The sequence below is a fragment of the Halomarina pelagica genome, from assembly GCF_024228315.1.
GTDB classification, from domain to species: Archaea; Halobacteriota; Halobacteria; order Halobacteriales; family Haloarculaceae; genus Halomarina; species Halomarina pelagica.
This window is the reverse complement of sequence record NZ_CP100454.1, coordinates 953,787-971,093: the sequence shown is the minus strand read 5'-3', so window position 1 is coordinate 971,093 and position 17,307 is coordinate 953,787. Positions and strand designations below refer to the sequence as shown.

Sequence of the window (17,307 nt, the reverse complement as noted above, 5' to 3'; positions counted from 1 at the left end):
GCTTACGCCTCGCTGAACCACTTGTTCCGCAGTTCCTCGTAGGTCCCGTTCTCCTTGACCGCCTTCAGCCCCTGGTTGAGCGCCTGAACGAGCGGGTCGGCGTCCTTGCGCGCGCCGAAGCCGTACACCTCGCCCGTCTTGTACGTGAACGCGATCTTCACGTCGCGCTGCTGCTGGAACGTCTGGGCGACGGGCTTGTCGAGGACGACGGCGTCGATGTTGCCGTTCTCCAGGTCCGTCACCGCGAGGACGTAGTTATCGTACGCCTTGTAGTTCGACGGGTCGAGCTTCCCCGGCTTAATGAGCTGATCCTTGATGATCTGCTCACCGGTGGTCCCCTTCTGCGCCCCGATCGGGTGGCCCGAGAGGTCGCCGAGCTTCGAGGGCGAGAAGTCACTGCCCTTCGCCACGAGGATCGACTGGTCGGCCTCGTAGTAGGGGTTCGTGAACGCGATGGACTGCTTTCGCTCCTCGTTGATCGTCATCGCGGCCGCGATGACGTCGATGGCACCGTCGTTGAGCGCCGGGATGAGCGACTTGAAGTCGAACGTCTTCCACCCGGTGAGTTCGTAGTTCGTCTCCGCGACGACGGCCTCCAGCAGTTCGATGTCGAACCCGGTCAGCTCGCCGCCCTTCATGATCTCGAACGGGGGGAAGCCCGGGGCCGTACCGGCGACGATCTCCCCGCCGCCACCGCCGCCGTCCGTCGCGTTACCGGTGTCGTTACCCGATCCGTTTCCGGTTCCGTTTCCACCGCCGCCGTCGCCGCCACCGCCGCCGGTGAGACAGCCCGCGAGCGCGACTGCCGACCCGGCACCGACCGCTTTCAGATATGCTCTCCGCCCGAGAGATCTTCCGTCACTCATGTTAGCGGAGGAGGGGATTGGCGAAAATAAAGCTACTCACTTGAATCCACGCTCGTCCGCCCCGTTCAGTCGTGGAAACAGGTTTCGAAACCGAACTTTTCGATCGACGAATCGACGGTGCGTCCCTCAGTCGCCGCCGGGGAGTCCGCCGGAGGGCGCGTCGACGCTCGCGGCCCGCGAGGTCAGCCAGAGCGCCACGCCGGCGAGGGTGAACGCGAAGACGGTGCCGGCGAGGACCAGCAGTTGCCCTCGATCCCCGAACACCTGCCGCCCGACGACGAGGAGCACGAAGAGGATGGCCGCCGCGAGCGTCGTCGCGCCGCGGGCGAGCGCCGGCGTCGCGTCGTCGGCCCACGTGGTCGTTCCGAGGAGCGCGGCGTAGCCCGCGAGACCGACGGCGTAGTACGCGACCTGCGCCGCCGGGACGTAGTCGACGAGGAGTCGCGGCGTCAGCGCCGCGACCACGGGAAGCGCGACGACGGCGGCGAGCGCGGCCCTCCCGGCGCGATCCCGGCCCCCGTCGAACGTCCACAGCGCCGCGAGGACGACGCCCGTGAAGATGGCCATCGCGGTGACGAAGTGCGCCGTGAGGATGAGCAGTTCGTATCGCGTGACGGTGAGCGCGCCGAGGACGATCTGCGACGGGAGGACGAGCGTCGCGAGCGCCAGCGCGTACCGAACGCGCCGCTCGACGCCCGACCGCCACGCCGAGATCGTCGTCCCGAGGATGACGAAGCCGGTGACCATGGCGACGAGGCGGTGGAACCACTCGACGAAACTGGCCCAGTTGGCGGGGAACAGTCCGAAGACCGCGCCGTCACACAGCGGCCAGCGGGCGTTGCAGGTCAACCCCGCGCCGGCCGCCGCCGTGTAGACCCCGAGCAGGACGAGCAGGAACGTCAGCCCCGCCGAAGCCCCGACGAGGGTGCGAAAGCGGTGACCCATACGCCGACTCGGGGCCGGGAGGACTTATACTGTCGGCTATACGTCCGCGGTCGATACCCGGCACCCGACTGCGCGTCGGCGAAGCTCTCGGTCCGACGTCATGACCCCTCACGCCCGTCGAATTCGTGGGTATCTTTTTACCGACGCTGTACGGGGTACTCCCTATGGGCATCGAGGAGGACTCACTCGACTACCACCGACGCGAGCCGCCGGGAAAGATCGAGATTTCGACGACGAAGCCGACGAACACGCAACGCGACCTCTCGCTTGCGTACTCGCCGGGCGTCGCCGCCCCCTGTCTCGAAATTGCCGACGATCCCGACGAGGCGTACGCCTACACCGCCAAGGGCAATCTGGTGGGCGTCGTCTCGAACGGCTCTGCCGTCCTTGGTCTGGGTGACATCGGGGCGCAGGCGTCGAAGCCGGTGATGGAGGGCAAGGGCGTGCTGTTCAAGCGCTTCGCCGACATCGACGTCTTCGATATCGAACTGGACCGGACGGACCCCGAAGACATCATCCAGACGGTGACGGCGATGGAGCCGACGTTCGGGGGGATCAACCTGGAGGACATCAAGGCGCCGGAGTGCTTCGAGATCGAAGAGCGCCTCCGCGAGGAGATGTCCATTCCGGTCTTCCACGACGATCAGCACGGCACCGCCATCATCTCCGGGGCGGCGCTGCTCAACGCCGCCGACATCGCCGGCAAACCCCTCGACGACCTCGACATCGTCTTCTCCGGGGCGGGCGCGAGCGCCATCGCCACCGCCCGCTTCTACGTCTCGCTCGGTGCCGACCGGGAGCGCATCACCATGTGCGACTCCTCGGGCATCATCACGACCGGACGCGCCGAGGCGGGCGACGTCAACGAGTTCAAACAGGAGTTCGCGCGGGACGTGCCGGAGGGTGACCTGGCGGACGCGATGGCGGGCGCGGACGTGTTCGTCGGCCTGTCGGCCGGCGGGATCGTCGATCAGGGGATGGTCCGCTCGATGGCCGACGATCCCATCATCTTCGCCATGGCGAACCCGGACCCCGAGATCAGCTACCACGACGCCAAGGAGGCGCGCGATGACACGGTGATCATGGCGACGGGGCGCTCTGACTACCCGAACCAGGTCAACAACGTCCTCGGGTTCCCCTTCATCTTCCGCGGCGCGCTCGACGTCCGCGCCACCGAAATCAACGAAGCCATGAAAGTCGCCGCGGCGGAGGCACTCGCACGGCTCGCACGACAGGACGTGCCGGACGCGGTGGTGAAGGCCTACGGCGACCAGCCCCTGCAGTACGGCCCCGAGTACATCATCCCCAAACCCCTCGACCCCCGCGTCCTCTTCGAGGTCGCGCCCGCGGTCGCGCGAGCCGCGATGGACAGCGGCGCGGCGCGCGGCGAACTCGAGACGGACGCCTACGTGGAACGTCTGGAGGCGCGCCTCGGGAAGTCCCGCGAGATGATGCGCGTCGTCCTCAACAAGGCCAAGAGCGACCCCAAACGGCTCGTGCTCGCGGAGGGCGACGACGAGAAGATGATCCGCGCGGCCTACCAGATCGTCGAACAGGGCGTCGCCCACCCGGTGCTCATCGGCAGTCGCGAGACGATCCGTCGGACCGCCGACTCGCTCGGGCTGGACTTCGAGCCGGAGATCGTCGATCCGGAGGAGGACGGTCTCGAGGCGTACGCCGACCGGCTCCACGAACTGCGCCGGCGCAAGGGCGTCACCCGCCGCGAGGCCGGGGAACTCATCGAGGACGGCAACTACCTGGGGAGCGTGATGGTGGAGATGGGCGACGCCGACGCGATGCTCACCGGCCTGATGCACCACTACCCGTCGGCGCTGCGCCCGCCGCTACAGGTGATCGGGACGGCGGCGGACGCGAACTACGCCGCCGGCGTCTACATGCTCACCTTCAAGAACCGCGTCGTCTTCTGCGCCGACGCGACGGTGAACCTCGCGCCGGACGAGGAGGTGCTGGCGGAGATCGCGAGCCACACCGCGGAACTCGCCCGCCGGTTCAACGTCGATCCCCGGGTGGCGTTCCTCTCGTACTCCGACTTCGGCTCCGTCAGAAACGAGGGCACCGCCAAGCCGCGCCAGGCGGCGCGGATGCTCCGCTCCGATCCCGACGTCGACTTTCCGGTGGACGGGGAGATGCAGGCGGACACGGCGGTCGTCGAGGAGATGCTCACCGGCACCTACAGCTTCTCCGACCTCGACGAACCCGCCAACGTCCTCGTCTTCCCGAATCTGGAGGCCGGCAACATCGCCTACAAGCTCCTCCAGCGGCTGGGCGGGGCGGAGGCGATCGGGCCGATGCTGGTGGGGATGGACCGGCCCGTCCACGTCCTCCAGCGCGGTGACGAGGTCAAGGACATCGTCAACCTGGCGGGGGTGGCGGTGGTGGACGCCCAGGAGCGCGAGAACGACCGCTGAGCGGCGAAGCGTACGCTATCTCTCGGTCCCGCGGTGCGGACTCGTTCTTTGCGAACAGGCGACGGGGGCGGACGCGTCGGTGCGAACGCGTCCACGAGTACGCGAGGCGGCGCGTCGCGCAACCGCAGCCCGGTCGGGGATCGACCGGCGCGCACCTCGCGGCGACTCTCAGGGCATGCCGACGCTGGTCCCGTTCTCGCACAAAAAGGTTCGTCGGAGAGGAGACGGGTGGCGGGACGGCGATCGCCGCGCTCCGGTCGGGCGACGACGGCTCTCCTGCCGTCGATCAGGCCCCGACGTCCATCGCGCGCTCCACGACGTCCTCGCTGTACATCTCCGCCAGTTCGTCGTGCTGGTCTGGACGGTTCCGGTAGACGTCCTTGAACAGGGCGATGGGGGTCATCGCCGCCTGGTAGGTGGCCTCGTCCCACATCCGATCCTTGCTGACGTCGATCTCGACGCCGTCGATCCGAAGCGTCGCCGACTGGGTGATCGCGATGGCACCCCTGCCGGCCTCCTTGGCCGCCTCGAACTCCTCCATGGAGTCGACGATGTCGTCCATGCTCGGGACGTACTCCGTCATGTCGAGCAACTCCTCGCGGAGTTCGTCCTCGTCCAGTTCCAGTTCGTCGCCGCCGACGCGGAGGACGTACCCGTCGCCGGTCTCCTCCAGCGACAGGCGGTCGCCGTCGTAGATTTCGACGCCGTCCTCCGAGTCGAGTTCGACCTTGCGACCGCCGGCGTCGAGGAGCCAGCTGCCGGTCTCCGGCGGGAGCGGCGACTGGTTGGCCTCGACGACCTGCCCGGGCGTCAGCGACCAGATGCCGAGCATCCCCTTCGCCTGGTTCTCGGTCATGCGCTCGTGGTAGCCCTCGACGTCGCGGATGTCGTCGTACGGGCCGTCGACCGCGATGAGTCCGGCGGCGCTCGCCCCCCGGGAGGTGTTGTGGCGGAGTTCGGGCCACGGGGGCAACTCGCCCGTGGGCGTGATCGCGCGCATGTCCTTCGTGTAGTCCACCTCGCCGTCCACGAGGAGGAACAGGCGTTCGAGGTTGTTCGTGGGCTTGCCCATCTCCTCGCGGAGTTGGCCCATCGCTAGCTCGGCCTGCCCGCTCTCGATGATGACGGACATGGCGATGCTCCCCTCCTCGAGGCCGTGTTCGTTCTCGACGATGGTGATGAACTCGTCGGCCTTCTTCCAGTCGTCGATGTCGCCGACCTCGGGGATGACGAAGCCGTCGATGTGCTCGATCGCGCCCCGCTCGGGGTCGGCGATCTGCAGTATGTGCTGGAAGCCCTGGTAGCGGGTCGCGGGGCTGTCCCGGTGCCAGACGACGCGCGGGTGGATCTCGCCGGGGAAGTCCGCGCCGTTCTCGGCGACGACCTCGACGATGTTCTCCGCGCCCTCATCGCGCATCGAGGGGGCCGTCGCGTCCTCGTTGTCCGGGACCCAGACGTCCGGTGCTTTCATCCCGCGGAGCCCGATGGCTCCCCGGAGCATCTTGGCGGAGTCCTCCTCGCCTTCGACCGCCGTCGGCGTGGTGAAGAACGTCCGGACGAACTTCCTGTCGTGTTTGCGTTCAGCCATGATGGTCTGCTATGTAGGGTACTCGATTAAATTCTATGTAGGATCGCTGACTCGTTTCTCGAGTCAGTCGTTCCGCGAGCGCGCTCAGTCGTCGTCCGTCGACGAGGAGATGGGGTCCGACTCCTCCTCCTTGAACCCGGCGGACCGCTGCATGCGCTCCTGGGCCTCGGGGTCGAACTGCGCCTCGATGTCCTGGTAACGCGGGACGAACGAGAGCTGGTGGTGGCTCTCGGTCTCGTGGCCGAGGTACCGGCCTTCGAGGTCGAACTGCCCCTCCTCCGCGTTCTCCGAGAGGTTCTTGAGGTCCTCGTAGACCGCGTGCGCGCCCGAGTGGAGCGCGAACAGGGTGATGAAGACGTACTTGTAGCCGAGGTCACCCAGCTCCGCGAACGTGAGCGGGTCCTCCTCCTCGGACCACGCGAACGAGGAGGAGTAGTTGAACGCCAGCTTCAGGTCGGGGTGGGTCTCGTGGATGGTCTCGGCGTACTCGACCGCGTCCTCCCGGGAGGGGTCGGGCATCTCCGGCCAGACGAGGTCGACGCCGGCGTCCGCGTAGATGCGCCCGCGCTCCAGGTGCTCCTCCCAGTCGCCGTTGGCGGAGCCGTAGGCGTCCGTGCGGGCGATGATGACCGTGTCCTCGCTCTGCTTCGCGTCCACCGCGGCCTCGAAGCGGGCGCGGGCCTCCTCGCGGGGGACGATCTGCTTGCCCGCGATGTGGCCGCAGCGCTTCGGCGAGGTCTGGTCCTCGATGTGGACGGCCGCGACGCCCGCCTTCTCGTACTCGCGGACGGCGCGTCGCACGTTGTGGATGCCGCCGTACCCGGTGTCGCAGTCGGCGACGACCGGGAGGTTGGTCGCCTCCACGATCCGCTTCGCGTTCTCGACCATCTCCGTCATCGTCACCATCTCGAGGTCCGGGAAGCCGAACTGCCCGAGGACCGTCGAGTAGCCGCTCATGTAGACCGCGTCGTGACCGGCCATCTCCGACAGTCGGGCGTCGAGGGCGTGATACAGTCCGGGCGCGAAGACGTACTGCTGGGAGTCGAGTAGCTCGCGGAACTCCCGGCCCGCCTCGTTGTCGATCTCGCGGATCCCCGTCTCGGTACTCCGAACGCGACTCGCAACCTTGTCCGTGCCGTTGTCGTTTGTCATTGTTGGGGTTTGATTTTCGACCCGTCCGGGTCGGCGGGGGTGACCCCCGCGCACTTCGCACCCGTCTCTGGCACATGTCGGATAAAAACTGTTATGATTTATAATGATAATATTCTTTAGTCCCCTTCCGGCGCATTAGTCCACCCCCACGCGTATAAGTGAGAGAGGGTAGCACGGGGATCGGTTGCATAGGGGTCGGTTTGATTGGTGAGCGTGCTTGTCGCTGTGGTTTGTGGGGTGGAGAGCGAGAGACGAGGATGCTAGCGTGGCTCTCGGACGGGATGGATAGAACGGGAAACGCTCGTTTGAGAACGAGTAAAACGGCGGTGGAAAACGAAGCCTAGGCCGGGATTTGAACCCGGGCTCTCGTCCTTACCAAGGACGCGCTTTACCTCTAAGCTACCCAGGCAGGGTGCGCATTCTGTACCAGCCGCGAATCGACTTTAGGCGTTTCGATTCAGTGGTCGGCGACTGCGCCGTCGACGGATCGGACGAGGGTGTCGTAGGCGTCCGCCGACGCGAGCGAGTCGGCCGGGGGGAACCCCGGGCCGTGCCCCCGAACGAAGTCGGAGGCGACGGCGCGGAGTTCCCCGGTGGGATCGACGCCGCCGGCGGTCGCCCCGGCGACGACGGCGAGGTCGAGTACGTCGGCTTCGAGCGCGTCGGCCGTCCCGCCGTCGGTCTGATCGCGGCCGAACGCCCGGACCACCTCGACCGCCGCCCCGGCGGCCTCGGTGCGGGCGAGGAGGTAGAACCCGCGGGCGACGAGCACGTCCGCCGCGAGGACGTGCATGTCGCCGGCGTCCGCGTCGGCGTCGCCCGTCCGCCACGGCTCCTCGCGGGTGAGCCGCCGCGTGAGCCGGAGGCCGTCGTAGATGAGCTGCACGCCCGCGGCGCGCTCGAGGACGCCCTCGGCGGGATCGGCCGCGCAGGCCCGCGCCGTGAGTACGGCGAGGACGCCCGGGACCATCGATCCCTCGTCGATGAACGACCGCAGTTCGTCGTGGAGTGCGGGGGGCTCGATGTCGTCAACGGACGCCCGGGCGGCCCGCCGGACGGCGTCGGCTTCCTCCATTGAAAGCGGCTAGCCCTGGGACGGGCAAAGACCTTTGGAAACGTCACACCTGCCACGACCGTGATACGGACACGCGACTCGGACCGGATTCGGACGGTGACGCTCGACCGCCCCGAGCGGCGAAACGCCCTCACCGTCGACGGCCTCGACGCGCTCGCCGAGGCGGTCGCCGACCCCCCCACGCCCGTCGTCTACCTCCACGGGGCGGGGGCGGCGTTCTGCGCCGGCGCGGATCTCGACGTCGTCGCGGCGGTCGCACGCGAGAGCGCGACTGACGCGGCGGACACGACGGACGCGAACGCGAACGAGAACACAAACGCGAACTCGGACGCGGCCGCCGATTTCGCCCGCCGGGGCCAGCGCGTCGCCCGCGCCATCGAGGACTCACCGGCGGTCGTCGTCGCCGGGATCGACGGCGCGGCCCGCGGCGGGGGCGTCGAACTCGCGCTCGCCTGCGACCTCCGGGTCGCCACACCCGACGCGACCTTCGCCGAGACGGGCGTCACCTTCGGGCTGTTCGGCGCGTGGGGCGGTACGCACCGCCTCCGGCGCGTCCTCGGGGAGGGAGACGCCCTCGACGTCGCTCTCTCAGGTCGCACGCTCGACGCCGAGGAGGCGCTCCGGACGGGGCTCGTCTCCCGCGTCCGCGATGACCCCTTCGCCGTCGCGCGCGAGGTCGCCGACAACGACCCCGCCGCCCTGCGCGAACTCAAAGCCCTGATGCGCGGGGGATCGGAGACCCTCGACGGGGGAAGCGGACGCGGGGAGGAGGCACGCGAAGCACGGAACGCGCAGGAGGCACGCGAGGCCGAGGCCTTCGCGCGGCTGGTCGCCGACCACGCGGAGGCACTCGGGCGCGGGACGGGCGGCAGGTGAGCGAGAAGCAGGGGTGAACGAGCAGAAGCCGGGACGAACGAGCGGTGGGACGGGGGGCAACGGGATAGGACGGGGGTACGGCGGACGCCTGGTTCCGTCGAGACCCGCAATCGCCACTACAGGTCGAGCGGTGCGGGTGCGGGCGGCATGTGGCGCTTGTGCTCGCTTCCCGCGTACAGCCCCTCGACGCGCTCGACCGCCGACTCGGCCACCCCGAGCGTCTCCGCGGTGGCGCGCTTCGAGAGCGGCCCGTCGACGTGGAGCGCGAGGACCGCGTCGAGCAGATCGTAGGTGAGGCCCATCTCCGCCTCGTCGGTCTGTCCCTCCCACATCTCCGCGCTCGGCGGCTTCTCGACGAGGTCCTCGGGGACGCCGACGTGGGCTGCGAGCTGGCGTATCTGTAGCTTGTAGAGGTTTCCGATCGGGTTACAGTCGACCGCCTGATCGCCGTACTTGGTGAAGTAGCCCGTCAGCGCCTCGCTACGGTTGCCCGTCCCGAGGACGAGCCGTCCCTTCACGTTGGCGACGAAGTAGTTGAGCACCCCCCGCGTGCGGACGCGGACGTTCCCCGCCGCGGTGCGGAGGGGATCGGTCTCGATGCGGCGGTCGATCCCCTCCTCCGGGTAGGCCTCGAAGAACGCCTCGACGATGGGGTCGATCTCGACGACGTCGTACTCGATGCCCAGCGTCTCGGCGACGCGCTCGGCGTCGCTCATGTTCTCGTCGGTGTTGACGTCGCTCGGGAGGACGAGACCGTAGACGCCCCCCTCGCCCAGCGCCTCGACCGCCAGGTACGCCGTGAGCGTGCTGTCGATCCCGCCCGAGAGGCCGAGCACCGCGCCGTTCGCACCCGCTCGCTCCACGAGGTCGGCGATGAACGTCGTGATGTGTGCGCGGTGGGCCGCCAGTTCGTCGTCCGACAGCCGCAGTTCGATGGGGAGGTCCTCGATCACGTACGACTGAGCGTCGCTCATGCGGTGACACTGGGCCCCCGATGACAAATACCTGCCCTCCGTCGGGGAATTTCTGGACGTTCGTCCGCGTTCGTGATCCGGACCTACGCCGGGCGTGATCGCTCGCCCGCCCCCGAAGCGGTTCCTCGCTACCGATTAGTTCAAGTGGTGGCGTGGAAAAGGATGGAACGCGAACGAGCGCCGTTGTCTTACCGAGCGAAGCGAGGTAAGGCTCGGGGCGAGCGAGTGAAACGAGCGAGCGCCGTTGGTGAGCAGTTTCGAAGGAACTGCGAATCTCGGCGCGACCGAAGGGAGCGCCGTTGGTCCAGTGGTAGGACATTGGCTTCCCAAGCCAATAGCCCGGGTTCAATTCCCGGACGGCGCATTTTTGGCGAACAAATCGTGAGCCGTAAATGCGAAACAGAGGGAACTGAACCCTGTGAGTCGCAGCCCGCGCAGCGACCCGAGGGAGCGAGCAGGAACGTCTCACTCCGGGTCAATTCCCGGACGGCGCATGACTGTCTCGAACGTCAGTGAGAGACGCCATCGCCACGATGGAAATGGAACCACGCGAGTCCGAGCAGCAGCGAGGAGTCGCCATCGGGTCGATTCCCGGACGGCGCGCTTCTCGACTCGACTCGCGACCCCTCCGGAGCGCGGCCGACGGGGAGCCGACGGGGGTCTGTGCGTCCGGTGACCCGATGCGTAGAGTACGGGTGTAGATCGTCTCGGAGAGCGGAATCAGTATCCTAGGGAGGGATGAGGCACGTATCGATGCCGAGAGTTTACCCCGACGGATCCCTCACGTCCCGACGATGCGCTTCACCGATCAGACGACGCTGGCGCGTTGCACGCGGTGTGAGCGTCCCCGGGTGGTCCGGAGGCGCGTGGACGGAACGCTCGCTCCCATGACGAGGAACCGGCGGTGTCGCTGCGGTGGCGAGGACTTCGAGCCCCTGCACTGGGACAGCCTCGGGTGACGACCCGCCCGTCGGCCGCAACTCGTCGCGCTCGTCGACGAGCGCGGGGGACCGCCGGTCGGCGCGTTTCGTGATAGCGTCCCCCGGAACGATGGGCCGTCTTCGGCCGAATATGACCGCCATACGGAAACGAAATCGAGTATTACGTCCTGTTGTGAATTTTCCGCCCGAGTGGACGAAAAAGAAATAGTTCCTAACTAACCGGTGTCTCCGAGAGGTCGAGACGTGTCTCTCGACGCCCGACGTCGAACGCGTCGGGATCGCTCCGAGTCGTCCCGAGATCGGCCGATTCGACCCGCGCGTTCCGCGCGTACCGAGCGCAGGTCCGGCGTCCGAGCGACACGACAGGTACACCAATGGACATCAATCGACGCAGGATGCTAGTCGGCCTCGGCTCCGCGACCGCCGCGGGTGCCGCAGGCATCGCACTGACCGCTGACAACGCGACCGCCATGTCGAGCGACTTCAGCGCCGCCAACCCGGGCGTCGTGAAGAGCGACGACGGCGACGTCTCCGAAGTGTACGTCGCCCCGCGCGTCTTCACGAGGTGGAAGAACTTCGACGAACCGCCGCTCAAGATCCGGTACGTCCTCGAAGCCGGTATTGAGGGGCGGGGCTACACCCCCGTCTACCGCGAGACTCCCTGGCTGTTCACCGACGCGAGCGACCCCGAGGGGACGGCCACCCACGGAACGACCGACCGCTATCCGAAGCGCGGACGGACCCACCTCCTCACGGCGAACTCGGACTTCTACGAGATCAACGCGAACGGCGACGTCGTCGATCCGAGCGACGGGAGTCGGACGGTCCCGCCGAAGATCGTGCTGTACAGGGACGGACTGAGTACGTACTACGACGCGGCGTCGGACTACCCGGACGAGGCGCACTACACGGGCGCGAGCCTCGGCGGCGACGCCGGGAGCTACGCCAACGGTAACTACGGCGTCATCGGCGACACGTCGGCGCTCGACGCGCCGACCGACGGCGGCAGCAACGCGACGAAGATCTACCTCCGCCTGACGACGGCGCTCCTGAACGCGGACTCGGAGACCGTCATGCAGGCGGAGTACCCCGCATACAGCGGCGAGGCGGGCTACACCTACGAGCGCCTCCGCGACGTCGCGCCGAACAACCCGGCCGTCAGCGTCTCGACGACGTCCTTCACCGTGACGGCGGAGAACGAGCGCGCCGCCTCGAGCACGTCCGCCAGCGCCAATCCGGGCGTGAACTGACCTCGGTGGGACGGCCCAGTCCGAGCGGTCCGGACGGGTCCGAACGGATTCGAACCACGCTCGCACCGCTCTCCGATTCGAATCCGCCGCGGTCCACGATACACGCGGCTCACGTTCGTTCGCCGCGAGAGATAGTGGGTCCGACGGATCCGAACCGACGCGATCGAACGAACTCGAACGGCTACGATCCCCCTTTTTCGGTCACCCCGTCGATCGTTCATCGCCCACGTCCCACAGCGCCTCGTACCGCGCGGCCAGCGGGTAGCGCCACCCGATGCCGAACGCCTGCGGCGTCAGGCGAACGATCGGCGGCACCTGCCAGCGCTTGTACTCGGCGCGGTGGAGCATCCGGAGGACGCGCTCGACGGTCGCCGGATCGTGACCCTCGTCGACGAGGTCGCGGGCCGAGGCCCCCTCCTCGACGTACCCCTCCACGATCGGGTCGAGCGCGGCGTACGGCGGCAGATCGTCCTCGTCGCGCTGGTCGGGGCGCAGTTCGGCGCTGGGGGGCCGCTCGACGACGCGGCGGGGGATGGGCGCGCTCGCCGCACCGGGGGGTTCGACGTCGGCGTTGATGCGATCGGCGAGGTCGTAGACGAGGCCCTTCCGGCAGTCACCCAGGGGGGCGAGCGCTCCGACCGTGTCGCCGTAGAGGGTGCAGTAGCCGACGGCGGCCTCGCTCTTGTTGTCCGGCGTGAGCACGAGGCGGTCGAACGCGTTCGCGAGCGCCATCAGCGTCGTGCCGCGGATGCGCGCCTGAACGTTCTCCTCGACCGTCCCCGGCATCGGCTCCGTCGACTCCTCCCCCTCGAACGGGGGCGCGAGGTGATCGAGGAACGCGCCGAACGTGTCGTCGATGGGGAGCACCTGGAAGTCGATGCCGAGCGCGTCGGCGACGGCGCGGGCGTCCTCGGTGCTCGCGTCGCTCGTGTACCGCGCGGGCATGGCGACCCCGAGGACGTGCTCCGCCCCCAGCGCCTCGGCGGCGAGACAGGCCGCGACCGACGAGTCGATCCCACCGGAGAGACCGAGCACGACGTCCTCGAAGCCCGACTTCCGGACGTAGTCACGGACGCCGAGGGCGATTGCCCGACGGGCCTGCTCGGCGCGGTCCGAGATCCGGGGCGCGCAGTCGCGCTCGCCCTCGAACGGGCCGCCCCCGACCGGCACGTCGCAGACGCGCAGGTCCTCCTCGAACGCCGCGCAGCGGCAGGCCACCCCGCCGTCGGGACCGACCACGAACGATCCGCCGTCGAAGACGAGTTCGTCGTTCCCGCCGACCTGGTTCACGAACGCCAGCCAGCGGCCGTGTTCGGCGGCGTGTCGGCCCATCAACTCCTCCCGAAATCGCCCCTTGCCGAGGTGGAACGGGCTGCCGGAGACGTTCACGAGGAGGTCCGCGCCCGCCGACGCGAGGTCCCCGAGCGGGTCCGCGTCGTACCGCGGGTGCGACCAGAGGTCGGGGAGGTTCCACGCGTCCTCGCAGACGCTCGCGCCGACGTCGACGCCCGCCACCTCGACCGGTTCGGCCCCCGCGCCCGGTTCGAAGTAGCGGTCCTCGTCGAACACGTCGTAGGTCGGGAGGAGGCGCTTGGCGACGCGGGCGACCACCTCGCCGTCGCGACAGACGGCCGCGGCGTTCGCCAGCGCGCGCCCCGGCGGCGACACCGGGTCGGCGATCCCCACCACGAGCGCCGGGCCGTCGGCGGTCGCCGCGGCGACCCGATCGAGCGCGTCGAGCTGGCGCTCGACGGCGGCCTCGCGCGACAGGAGGTCGCGCGGCGGATACCCGAGGAGCGCCAGCTCGGAGCAGACGACGAGGTCGGCGTCGGCCGCCCGCGCGCGCTCGTGGGCGGCCTCGACGAGGTCGGCGTTCCCCGCGACGTCGCCGACGGTGACGTTCAGCTGGGCGAGCGCGACGCGGAGCGATCGGGCCATCGGCTACAGCCGGTCGGGCGACTCGACCGTCCGCTCGGACTCGACGTTGCCCGTGTTTCGCGTCCCGGCCGGCTCGAACAGCAGGACGCGGACCTCGTCCTCCGCGACCGGTCGGTGATCGACGCCGGCGGGGACGACGAGGAACTCACCCGCGGAGAGCGCGGCGTCCGGTTCGTCGCGGAACTTGATCGTCAGGTCGCCGTCGATCACGAGGAAGAGTTCGTCGACGGCGTGGTGGTGCCAGTCGAACTCGCCGCGCAGCTTCGCCAGCTTCACGTGCTGGCCGTTCAGTTCGCCCACGATCGCGGGCGACCAGTACTCCTCGATGCGGTCGAACTTCTCGGCCAGCGAGACGACGTCCATGTCCGGGGTACGCGCCCGGCGGACAAAACCGGCGCGGGGGCGTACCGCGTCCGGTGAGTGGGCCCCGGCGGCGTCAGAAGCACCGCTCGACGGCGTGTCCGTCGATGACGGCCAGTAGCTCCTCGGTCGCCTCGGCGTCGAACCGCAGCGGCCGTCGCCACCACGGTCCGCGCCCCGAGTCCGCAGAGAGGTCGGTGACGATCCGATTCGCGGCCGTGCCCCCCTCGCGCCCGGAGAGCGGGACCGCCCGGTCGAGCAGGCGCGACCCGTCGGGGTCCCCGAGGACGAGCACCCGCGCGTCGAAGTCCGCCCGCTTCACGTGCGCGTTGTTCCGGAACGGCGCGCGCTCCTCCGGCGGGAGGTCGCGGTACGCCTCGCCGGTCACGGCGTCGCGCGCGAGGCGGAACGCGCCGATCAGGTACGCGCCCCACTCGGGGGCCTGCCAGGGCGCGGGCTCGCCCACCTGCGAGAGCGTCGCGTAGAACAGCAGGTGGTCGCCCCGCTCGAGTTCCGAGAGCGGCCGCGCCTTCACGCCGTGCTCGTCGCCGTAGGTGTAGCGCTCGCCGCCGGCCTCCGGGAACTCCGGATCGAAGTGGACGGGGGACTCGCGCTCCGCCTCGGGTATCTCGGTCTCGAGGTCGAGGTCGGCGTACGTCGGGACGCGCTCGCGCGTCGGCTTCCGCTCCGGGATGGGGACGTACTCGAACCTCCCGTCGGGGTGGACGGGGCCGCGAACGCCCGGCAGGTTCGTGTTCGCCGCGACGTTGATCGCGACGGCGCGCGGCCCCGTTCCGCGGGAACTCGGGCTCATGCGGGTCGGAGGCGCAGGACGCGGTCGTCGCCCTCCCGCGGGTCGCCCCGGCCGTCGCGGTTGCTGGTCACGACGTGGAGGTGGCCGTCGGTCCCGACGAAGGTGGTGCGGAGGCGGCCGAACGTCCCCTCGAAGAGGCGCTCGTTCCCGACGACCTCGCCGCCCCGGATCCGGGCCCGGTGGAGGTGCTGGCCCGCGAGCGTGCCGAAGAGCAGGTCGCCGCGCCACGCCTCGATCGGGCCGTCGTCGGGGTAGACCGTGGCTCCGCCCGGGGCGATCGTCGGCGTGTAGCTCGCGAGCGGGTCGACGAACTCGGGGGAGTCGCTCGGCCCCATCACCGCCGGCCAGCCGTAGTTGCCGCCCGCTTCGAGGCGGTTGATCTCGTCGTCCGTGTCCGGCCCGTGCTCCGTCGAGTAGAGCGCGCCGTCCAGCACCGCCAGCCCCTGCGGGTTACGGTGCCCGTAGGTGAACACCGCGTTGCCGAAGGGGTTGTCCGGGTGTGGCTCGCCCGCGTGCGTGAGACGGAGCACCTTCCCGTTGAGGACCTCTGGGTCCTGGGCGGCCGCCTCGTCGGTGGCGTCGCCTGTCGTGGCGTAGAGGCTCCCGTCGCGGACGAGCAGTCTCCCGCCGTCGTGGACGAACGCGCCGGGGATGCCGTCGAACAGCGACTCGAACGACCACCCGTCTGCCGCGTCGAGCGCGAGGATTCGGTTCTTCAGCCCCCCGTCGTCGTACGTCTGGTAGGCGACGGCGGCGTCGGGATCGTCGGAACGGAACACGAGTCCCAGCAGGCCGCCCTCGCCCTCGGCCGCGGTGCTATCGGCGAGGTCGGCGACGACCTCACGTCCCCCGTCGGCGATCCGGACGACTCGCCCCGGTCGCTCGGTGAGGTGGAGGACGCCGTCGCGGTACGCGACGCCCCAGGGGACCTCGAGTCCGGTGGCGACGGTGTCGGCCACCACCCGCTGGTCGCCGACCGCGACGGACGGTCCCTCCTCGCCCCCGTCGCCGCCGTCCGAGCCGTCCCCCGGCCCGTCGAGCGCGTCGAGACACCCCGCGAACCCGGCGACGACGCCCGCCGTCGCGCCGAGGTAGCGCCGCCGATTCATGGGCGTTCGGGGGACGGACGCGGACGGGTGGCCGCGCTCGCGCTCATTCGGCGTCCGGCGGCGCGAGATCCCGCCCGAACTCGTCGAAGACGTCGATGTCGTCCGGGAGTTCGTAGGGGATCTCGCGCCCGGCGCGGTTGTCGATGCCCTCCGCGTCGATCGGTTCCGCCACGCTCTCGTATCCCGGTTTGACGGCGATCGACTTCGCGGGCGTCCCGGCGACGACGTGGTGGGCGGGGACGTCCCGCTGGACGATGCTCTTCGCCCCGACGATGCTGTTCTCGCCCACGCGCACCCCGGCGCGGATCATCGAGTCGTAGGTGATGCGCGCGTCGTCCTCGACGATCGTGTGGAAGTTGTGCACCTCGGTCTGGTCGATCACGTCGTGGTCGTGGCTGTAGACGTGGGCGTCGTCGGAGATGGAGACGCGGTCGCCGATCGTCAGCTTCCCGCGGTCGTCGAGGTGGACGTCGTCGTGGATGACGGTGTTGTCCCCGACGGAGATGTTGTGGCCGTAGGAGAAGGTGACGCCCTTGAAGATGCGGAGGTTCTCGCCGGCCTCCTCGAAGAGGTGGTTCGCGAGCATCGACCGGAAGCGCAGCGCGAACTCGACGTTGTCCGCCATCGGCGTGGCGTCGAACTGTCGCCAGAGCCACTGGAGGTGCTTCGAGCGGCGGAACCGTTCCTCGTCCTTCTCGGCGTAGTACTCCGACTCGAGCGTCGAGTTGCACGGGTCGTACCCCTGGAGGCGGACGCGCTCGGCGGGCGAGACGTCCCCTCCCGCCCGCCACCGTTCCCACGCCTCGCGGTCCCCGTAGAGGTCCACGAGCACGTCGCGGACGACCTCGCAGGTGTCCTCCGGGCCCGACAGCCGATCGTCTACTTCGTCGAGGAACGCCTGCAACCCCTCCTCGGCGTCCGCCGGAAGCGAAACGTGGCGCTTCGTCATGCCCCGCCCTTACTCCTGTTCGGCCATAGGGATTTCCGTTC

The 17,307-nt window shown here is 69.2% G+C and carries 14 protein-coding genes and 2 tRNA genes; 4 read left to right on the top strand and 12 right to left on the bottom strand.

Going from position 1 to position 17,307, the window contains the following annotated elements; translation table 11 throughout:
* Positions 1-2: 2 nt before the first annotated feature.
* Positions 3-866, bottom strand: coding sequence for a basic amino acid ABC transporter substrate-binding protein (locus NKI68_RS05150; protein WP_254545640.1), 864 nt, complete (start codon positions 864-866; stop codon positions 3-5).
* A gap of 126 nt (positions 867-992) precedes the next feature.
* Entirely contained in the window at positions 993-1,811 is an 819-nt protein-coding gene (locus tag NKI68_RS05145) for a COX15/CtaA family protein (protein ID WP_254545639.1), read from the bottom strand.
* 164 nt (positions 1,812-1,975) lie between these two features.
* On the opposite strand from NKI68_RS05145, the gene NKI68_RS05140 reads away from it, so the two are divergent.
* Positions 1,976-4,240 carry an NADP-dependent malic enzyme gene (locus NKI68_RS05140; RefSeq protein ID WP_254545638.1) on the top strand — a complete coding sequence of 755 codons (2,265 nt, stop codon included), beginning with the start codon at positions 1,976-1,978 and terminating at the stop codon, positions 4,238-4,240.
* A 286-nt stretch (positions 4,241-4,526) separates the two neighbouring features.
* On the opposite strand, the gene aceB is transcribed toward NKI68_RS05140, so the two are convergent.
* From aceB to NKI68_RS05120, 4 genes are all read right to left on the bottom strand, one after another.
* Entirely contained in the window at positions 4,527-5,828 is a 1,302-nt protein-coding gene (aceB, locus tag NKI68_RS05135; RefSeq protein WP_254545637.1) for a malate synthase AceB, read from the bottom strand.
* Positions 5,829-5,912: 84 nt separating this feature from the next.
* A complete protein-coding gene (gene aceA / locus NKI68_RS05130; RefSeq protein ID WP_254545636.1) occupies positions 5,913-6,980 on the bottom strand; it encodes an isocitrate lyase in 1,068 nt (355 codons plus the stop codon).
* A gap of 337 nt (positions 6,981-7,317) precedes the next feature.
* Positions 7,318-7,389, bottom strand: a tRNA-Thr gene (locus NKI68_RS05125).
* A 48-nt stretch (positions 7,390-7,437) separates the two neighbouring features.
* A complete protein-coding gene (locus tag NKI68_RS05120) occupies positions 7,438-8,055 on the bottom strand; it encodes a DUF7114 family protein (protein ID WP_254545635.1) in 618 nt (205 codons plus the stop codon).
* Positions 8,056-8,115: 60 nt separating this feature from the next.
* Here NKI68_RS05120 and NKI68_RS05115 point away from each other — a divergent pair, with 60 nt between their 5' ends.
* Positions 8,116-8,931 (top strand): enoyl-CoA hydratase/isomerase family protein, encoded by an 816-nt coding sequence (locus NKI68_RS05115; RefSeq protein WP_254545634.1) that lies wholly within the window; start codon positions 8,116-8,118, stop codon positions 8,929-8,931.
* Between the two features lie 116 nt (positions 8,932-9,047).
* Here the strand turns inward: NKI68_RS05115 and NKI68_RS05110 are convergent, their stop codons facing one another.
* Positions 9,048-9,905 (bottom strand): NAD+ synthase, encoded by an 858-nt coding sequence (locus NKI68_RS05110; RefSeq protein ID WP_254545633.1) that lies wholly within the window; start codon positions 9,903-9,905, stop codon positions 9,048-9,050.
* 293 nt (positions 9,906-10,198) lie between these two features.
* Between NKI68_RS05110 and NKI68_RS05105 the strand changes: the two genes are divergently transcribed.
* Positions 10,199-10,269, top strand: a tRNA-Gly gene (locus tag NKI68_RS05105).
* A gap of 951 nt (positions 10,270-11,220) precedes the next feature.
* Entirely contained in the window at positions 11,221-12,096 is an 876-nt protein-coding gene (locus NKI68_RS05100) for a hypothetical protein (RefSeq protein WP_254545632.1), read from the top strand.
* 201 nt (positions 12,097-12,297) lie between these two features.
* On the opposite strand, the gene NKI68_RS05095 is transcribed toward NKI68_RS05100, so the two are convergent.
* The 5 genes from NKI68_RS05095 to NKI68_RS05075 form a co-directional block, all read right to left on the bottom strand.
* Positions 12,298-14,034: an NAD+ synthase gene (locus tag NKI68_RS05095; RefSeq protein ID WP_254545631.1), complete on the bottom strand. Its 1,737-nt coding sequence runs from the start codon at positions 14,032-14,034 to the stop codon at positions 12,298-12,300.
* Between the two features lie 3 nt (positions 14,035-14,037).
* Positions 14,038-14,397, bottom strand: coding sequence for a cupin domain-containing protein (locus NKI68_RS05090; protein WP_254545630.1), 360 nt, complete (start codon positions 14,395-14,397; stop codon positions 14,038-14,040).
* A gap of 73 nt (positions 14,398-14,470) precedes the next feature.
* Positions 14,471-15,208 carry an Nmad3 family putative nucleotide modification protein gene (locus NKI68_RS05085; RefSeq protein ID WP_254545629.1) on the bottom strand — a complete coding sequence of 246 codons (738 nt, stop codon included), beginning with the start codon at positions 15,206-15,208 and terminating at the stop codon, positions 14,471-14,473.
* Positions 15,205-16,317 carry a PQQ-dependent sugar dehydrogenase gene (locus NKI68_RS05080; RefSeq protein WP_254545628.1) on the bottom strand — a complete coding sequence of 371 codons (1,113 nt, stop codon included), beginning with the start codon at positions 16,315-16,317 and terminating at the stop codon, positions 15,205-15,207. The genes NKI68_RS05085 and NKI68_RS05080 overlap by 4 nt, the downstream gene beginning before the upstream one ends.
* A gap of 43 nt (positions 16,318-16,360) precedes the next feature.
* Entirely contained in the window at positions 16,361-17,266 is a 906-nt protein-coding gene (locus NKI68_RS05075; RefSeq protein WP_254545627.1) for an acyltransferase, read from the bottom strand.
* Positions 17,267-17,307 lie beyond the last annotated feature (41 nt).

Bases quoted from the DNA above. Each gene is read 5' to 3' on its own strand.
- NKI68_RS05150 (WP_254545640.1), bottom strand. From the start codon at position 866: ATGAGTGACGGAAGATCTCTCGGGCGGAGAGCATATCTGAAAGCGGTC.
- NKI68_RS05145 (WP_254545639.1), bottom strand. From the start codon at position 1,811: ATGGGTCACCGCTTTCGCACCCTCGTCGGGGCTTCGGCGGGGCTGACG.
- NKI68_RS05140 (WP_254545638.1), top strand. From the start codon at position 1,976: ATGGGCATCGAGGAGGACTCACTCGACTACCACCGACGCGAGCCGCCG.
- aceB (WP_254545637.1), bottom strand. From the start codon at position 5,828: ATGGCTGAACGCAAACACGACAGGAAGTTCGTCCGGACGTTCTTCACC.
- aceA (WP_254545636.1), bottom strand. From the start codon at position 6,980: ATGACAAACGACAACGGCACGGACAAGGTTGCGAGTCGCGTTCGGAGT.
- NKI68_RS05120 (WP_254545635.1), bottom strand. From the start codon at position 8,055: ATGGAGGAAGCCGACGCCGTCCGGCGGGCCGCCCGGGCGTCCGTTGAC.
- NKI68_RS05110 (WP_254545633.1), bottom strand. From the start codon at position 9,905: ATGAGCGACGCTCAGTCGTACGTGATCGAGGACCTCCCCATCGAACTG.
- NKI68_RS05100 (WP_254545632.1), top strand. From the start codon at position 11,221: ATGGACATCAATCGACGCAGGATGCTAGTCGGCCTCGGCTCCGCGACC.
- NKI68_RS05095 (WP_254545631.1), bottom strand. From the start codon at position 14,034: ATGGCCCGATCGCTCCGCGTCGCGCTCGCCCAGCTGAACGTCACCGTC.
- NKI68_RS05090 (WP_254545630.1), bottom strand. From the start codon at position 14,397: ATGGACGTCGTCTCGCTGGCCGAGAAGTTCGACCGCATCGAGGAGTAC.
- NKI68_RS05085 (WP_254545629.1), bottom strand. From the start codon at position 15,208: ATGAGCCCGAGTTCCCGCGGAACGGGGCCGCGCGCCGTCGCGATCAAC.
- NKI68_RS05080 (WP_254545628.1), bottom strand. From the start codon at position 16,317: ATGAATCGGCGGCGCTACCTCGGCGCGACGGCGGGCGTCGTCGCCGGG.
- NKI68_RS05075 (WP_254545627.1), bottom strand. From the start codon at position 17,266: ATGACGAAGCGCCACGTTTCGCTTCCGGCGGACGCCGAGGAGGGGTTG.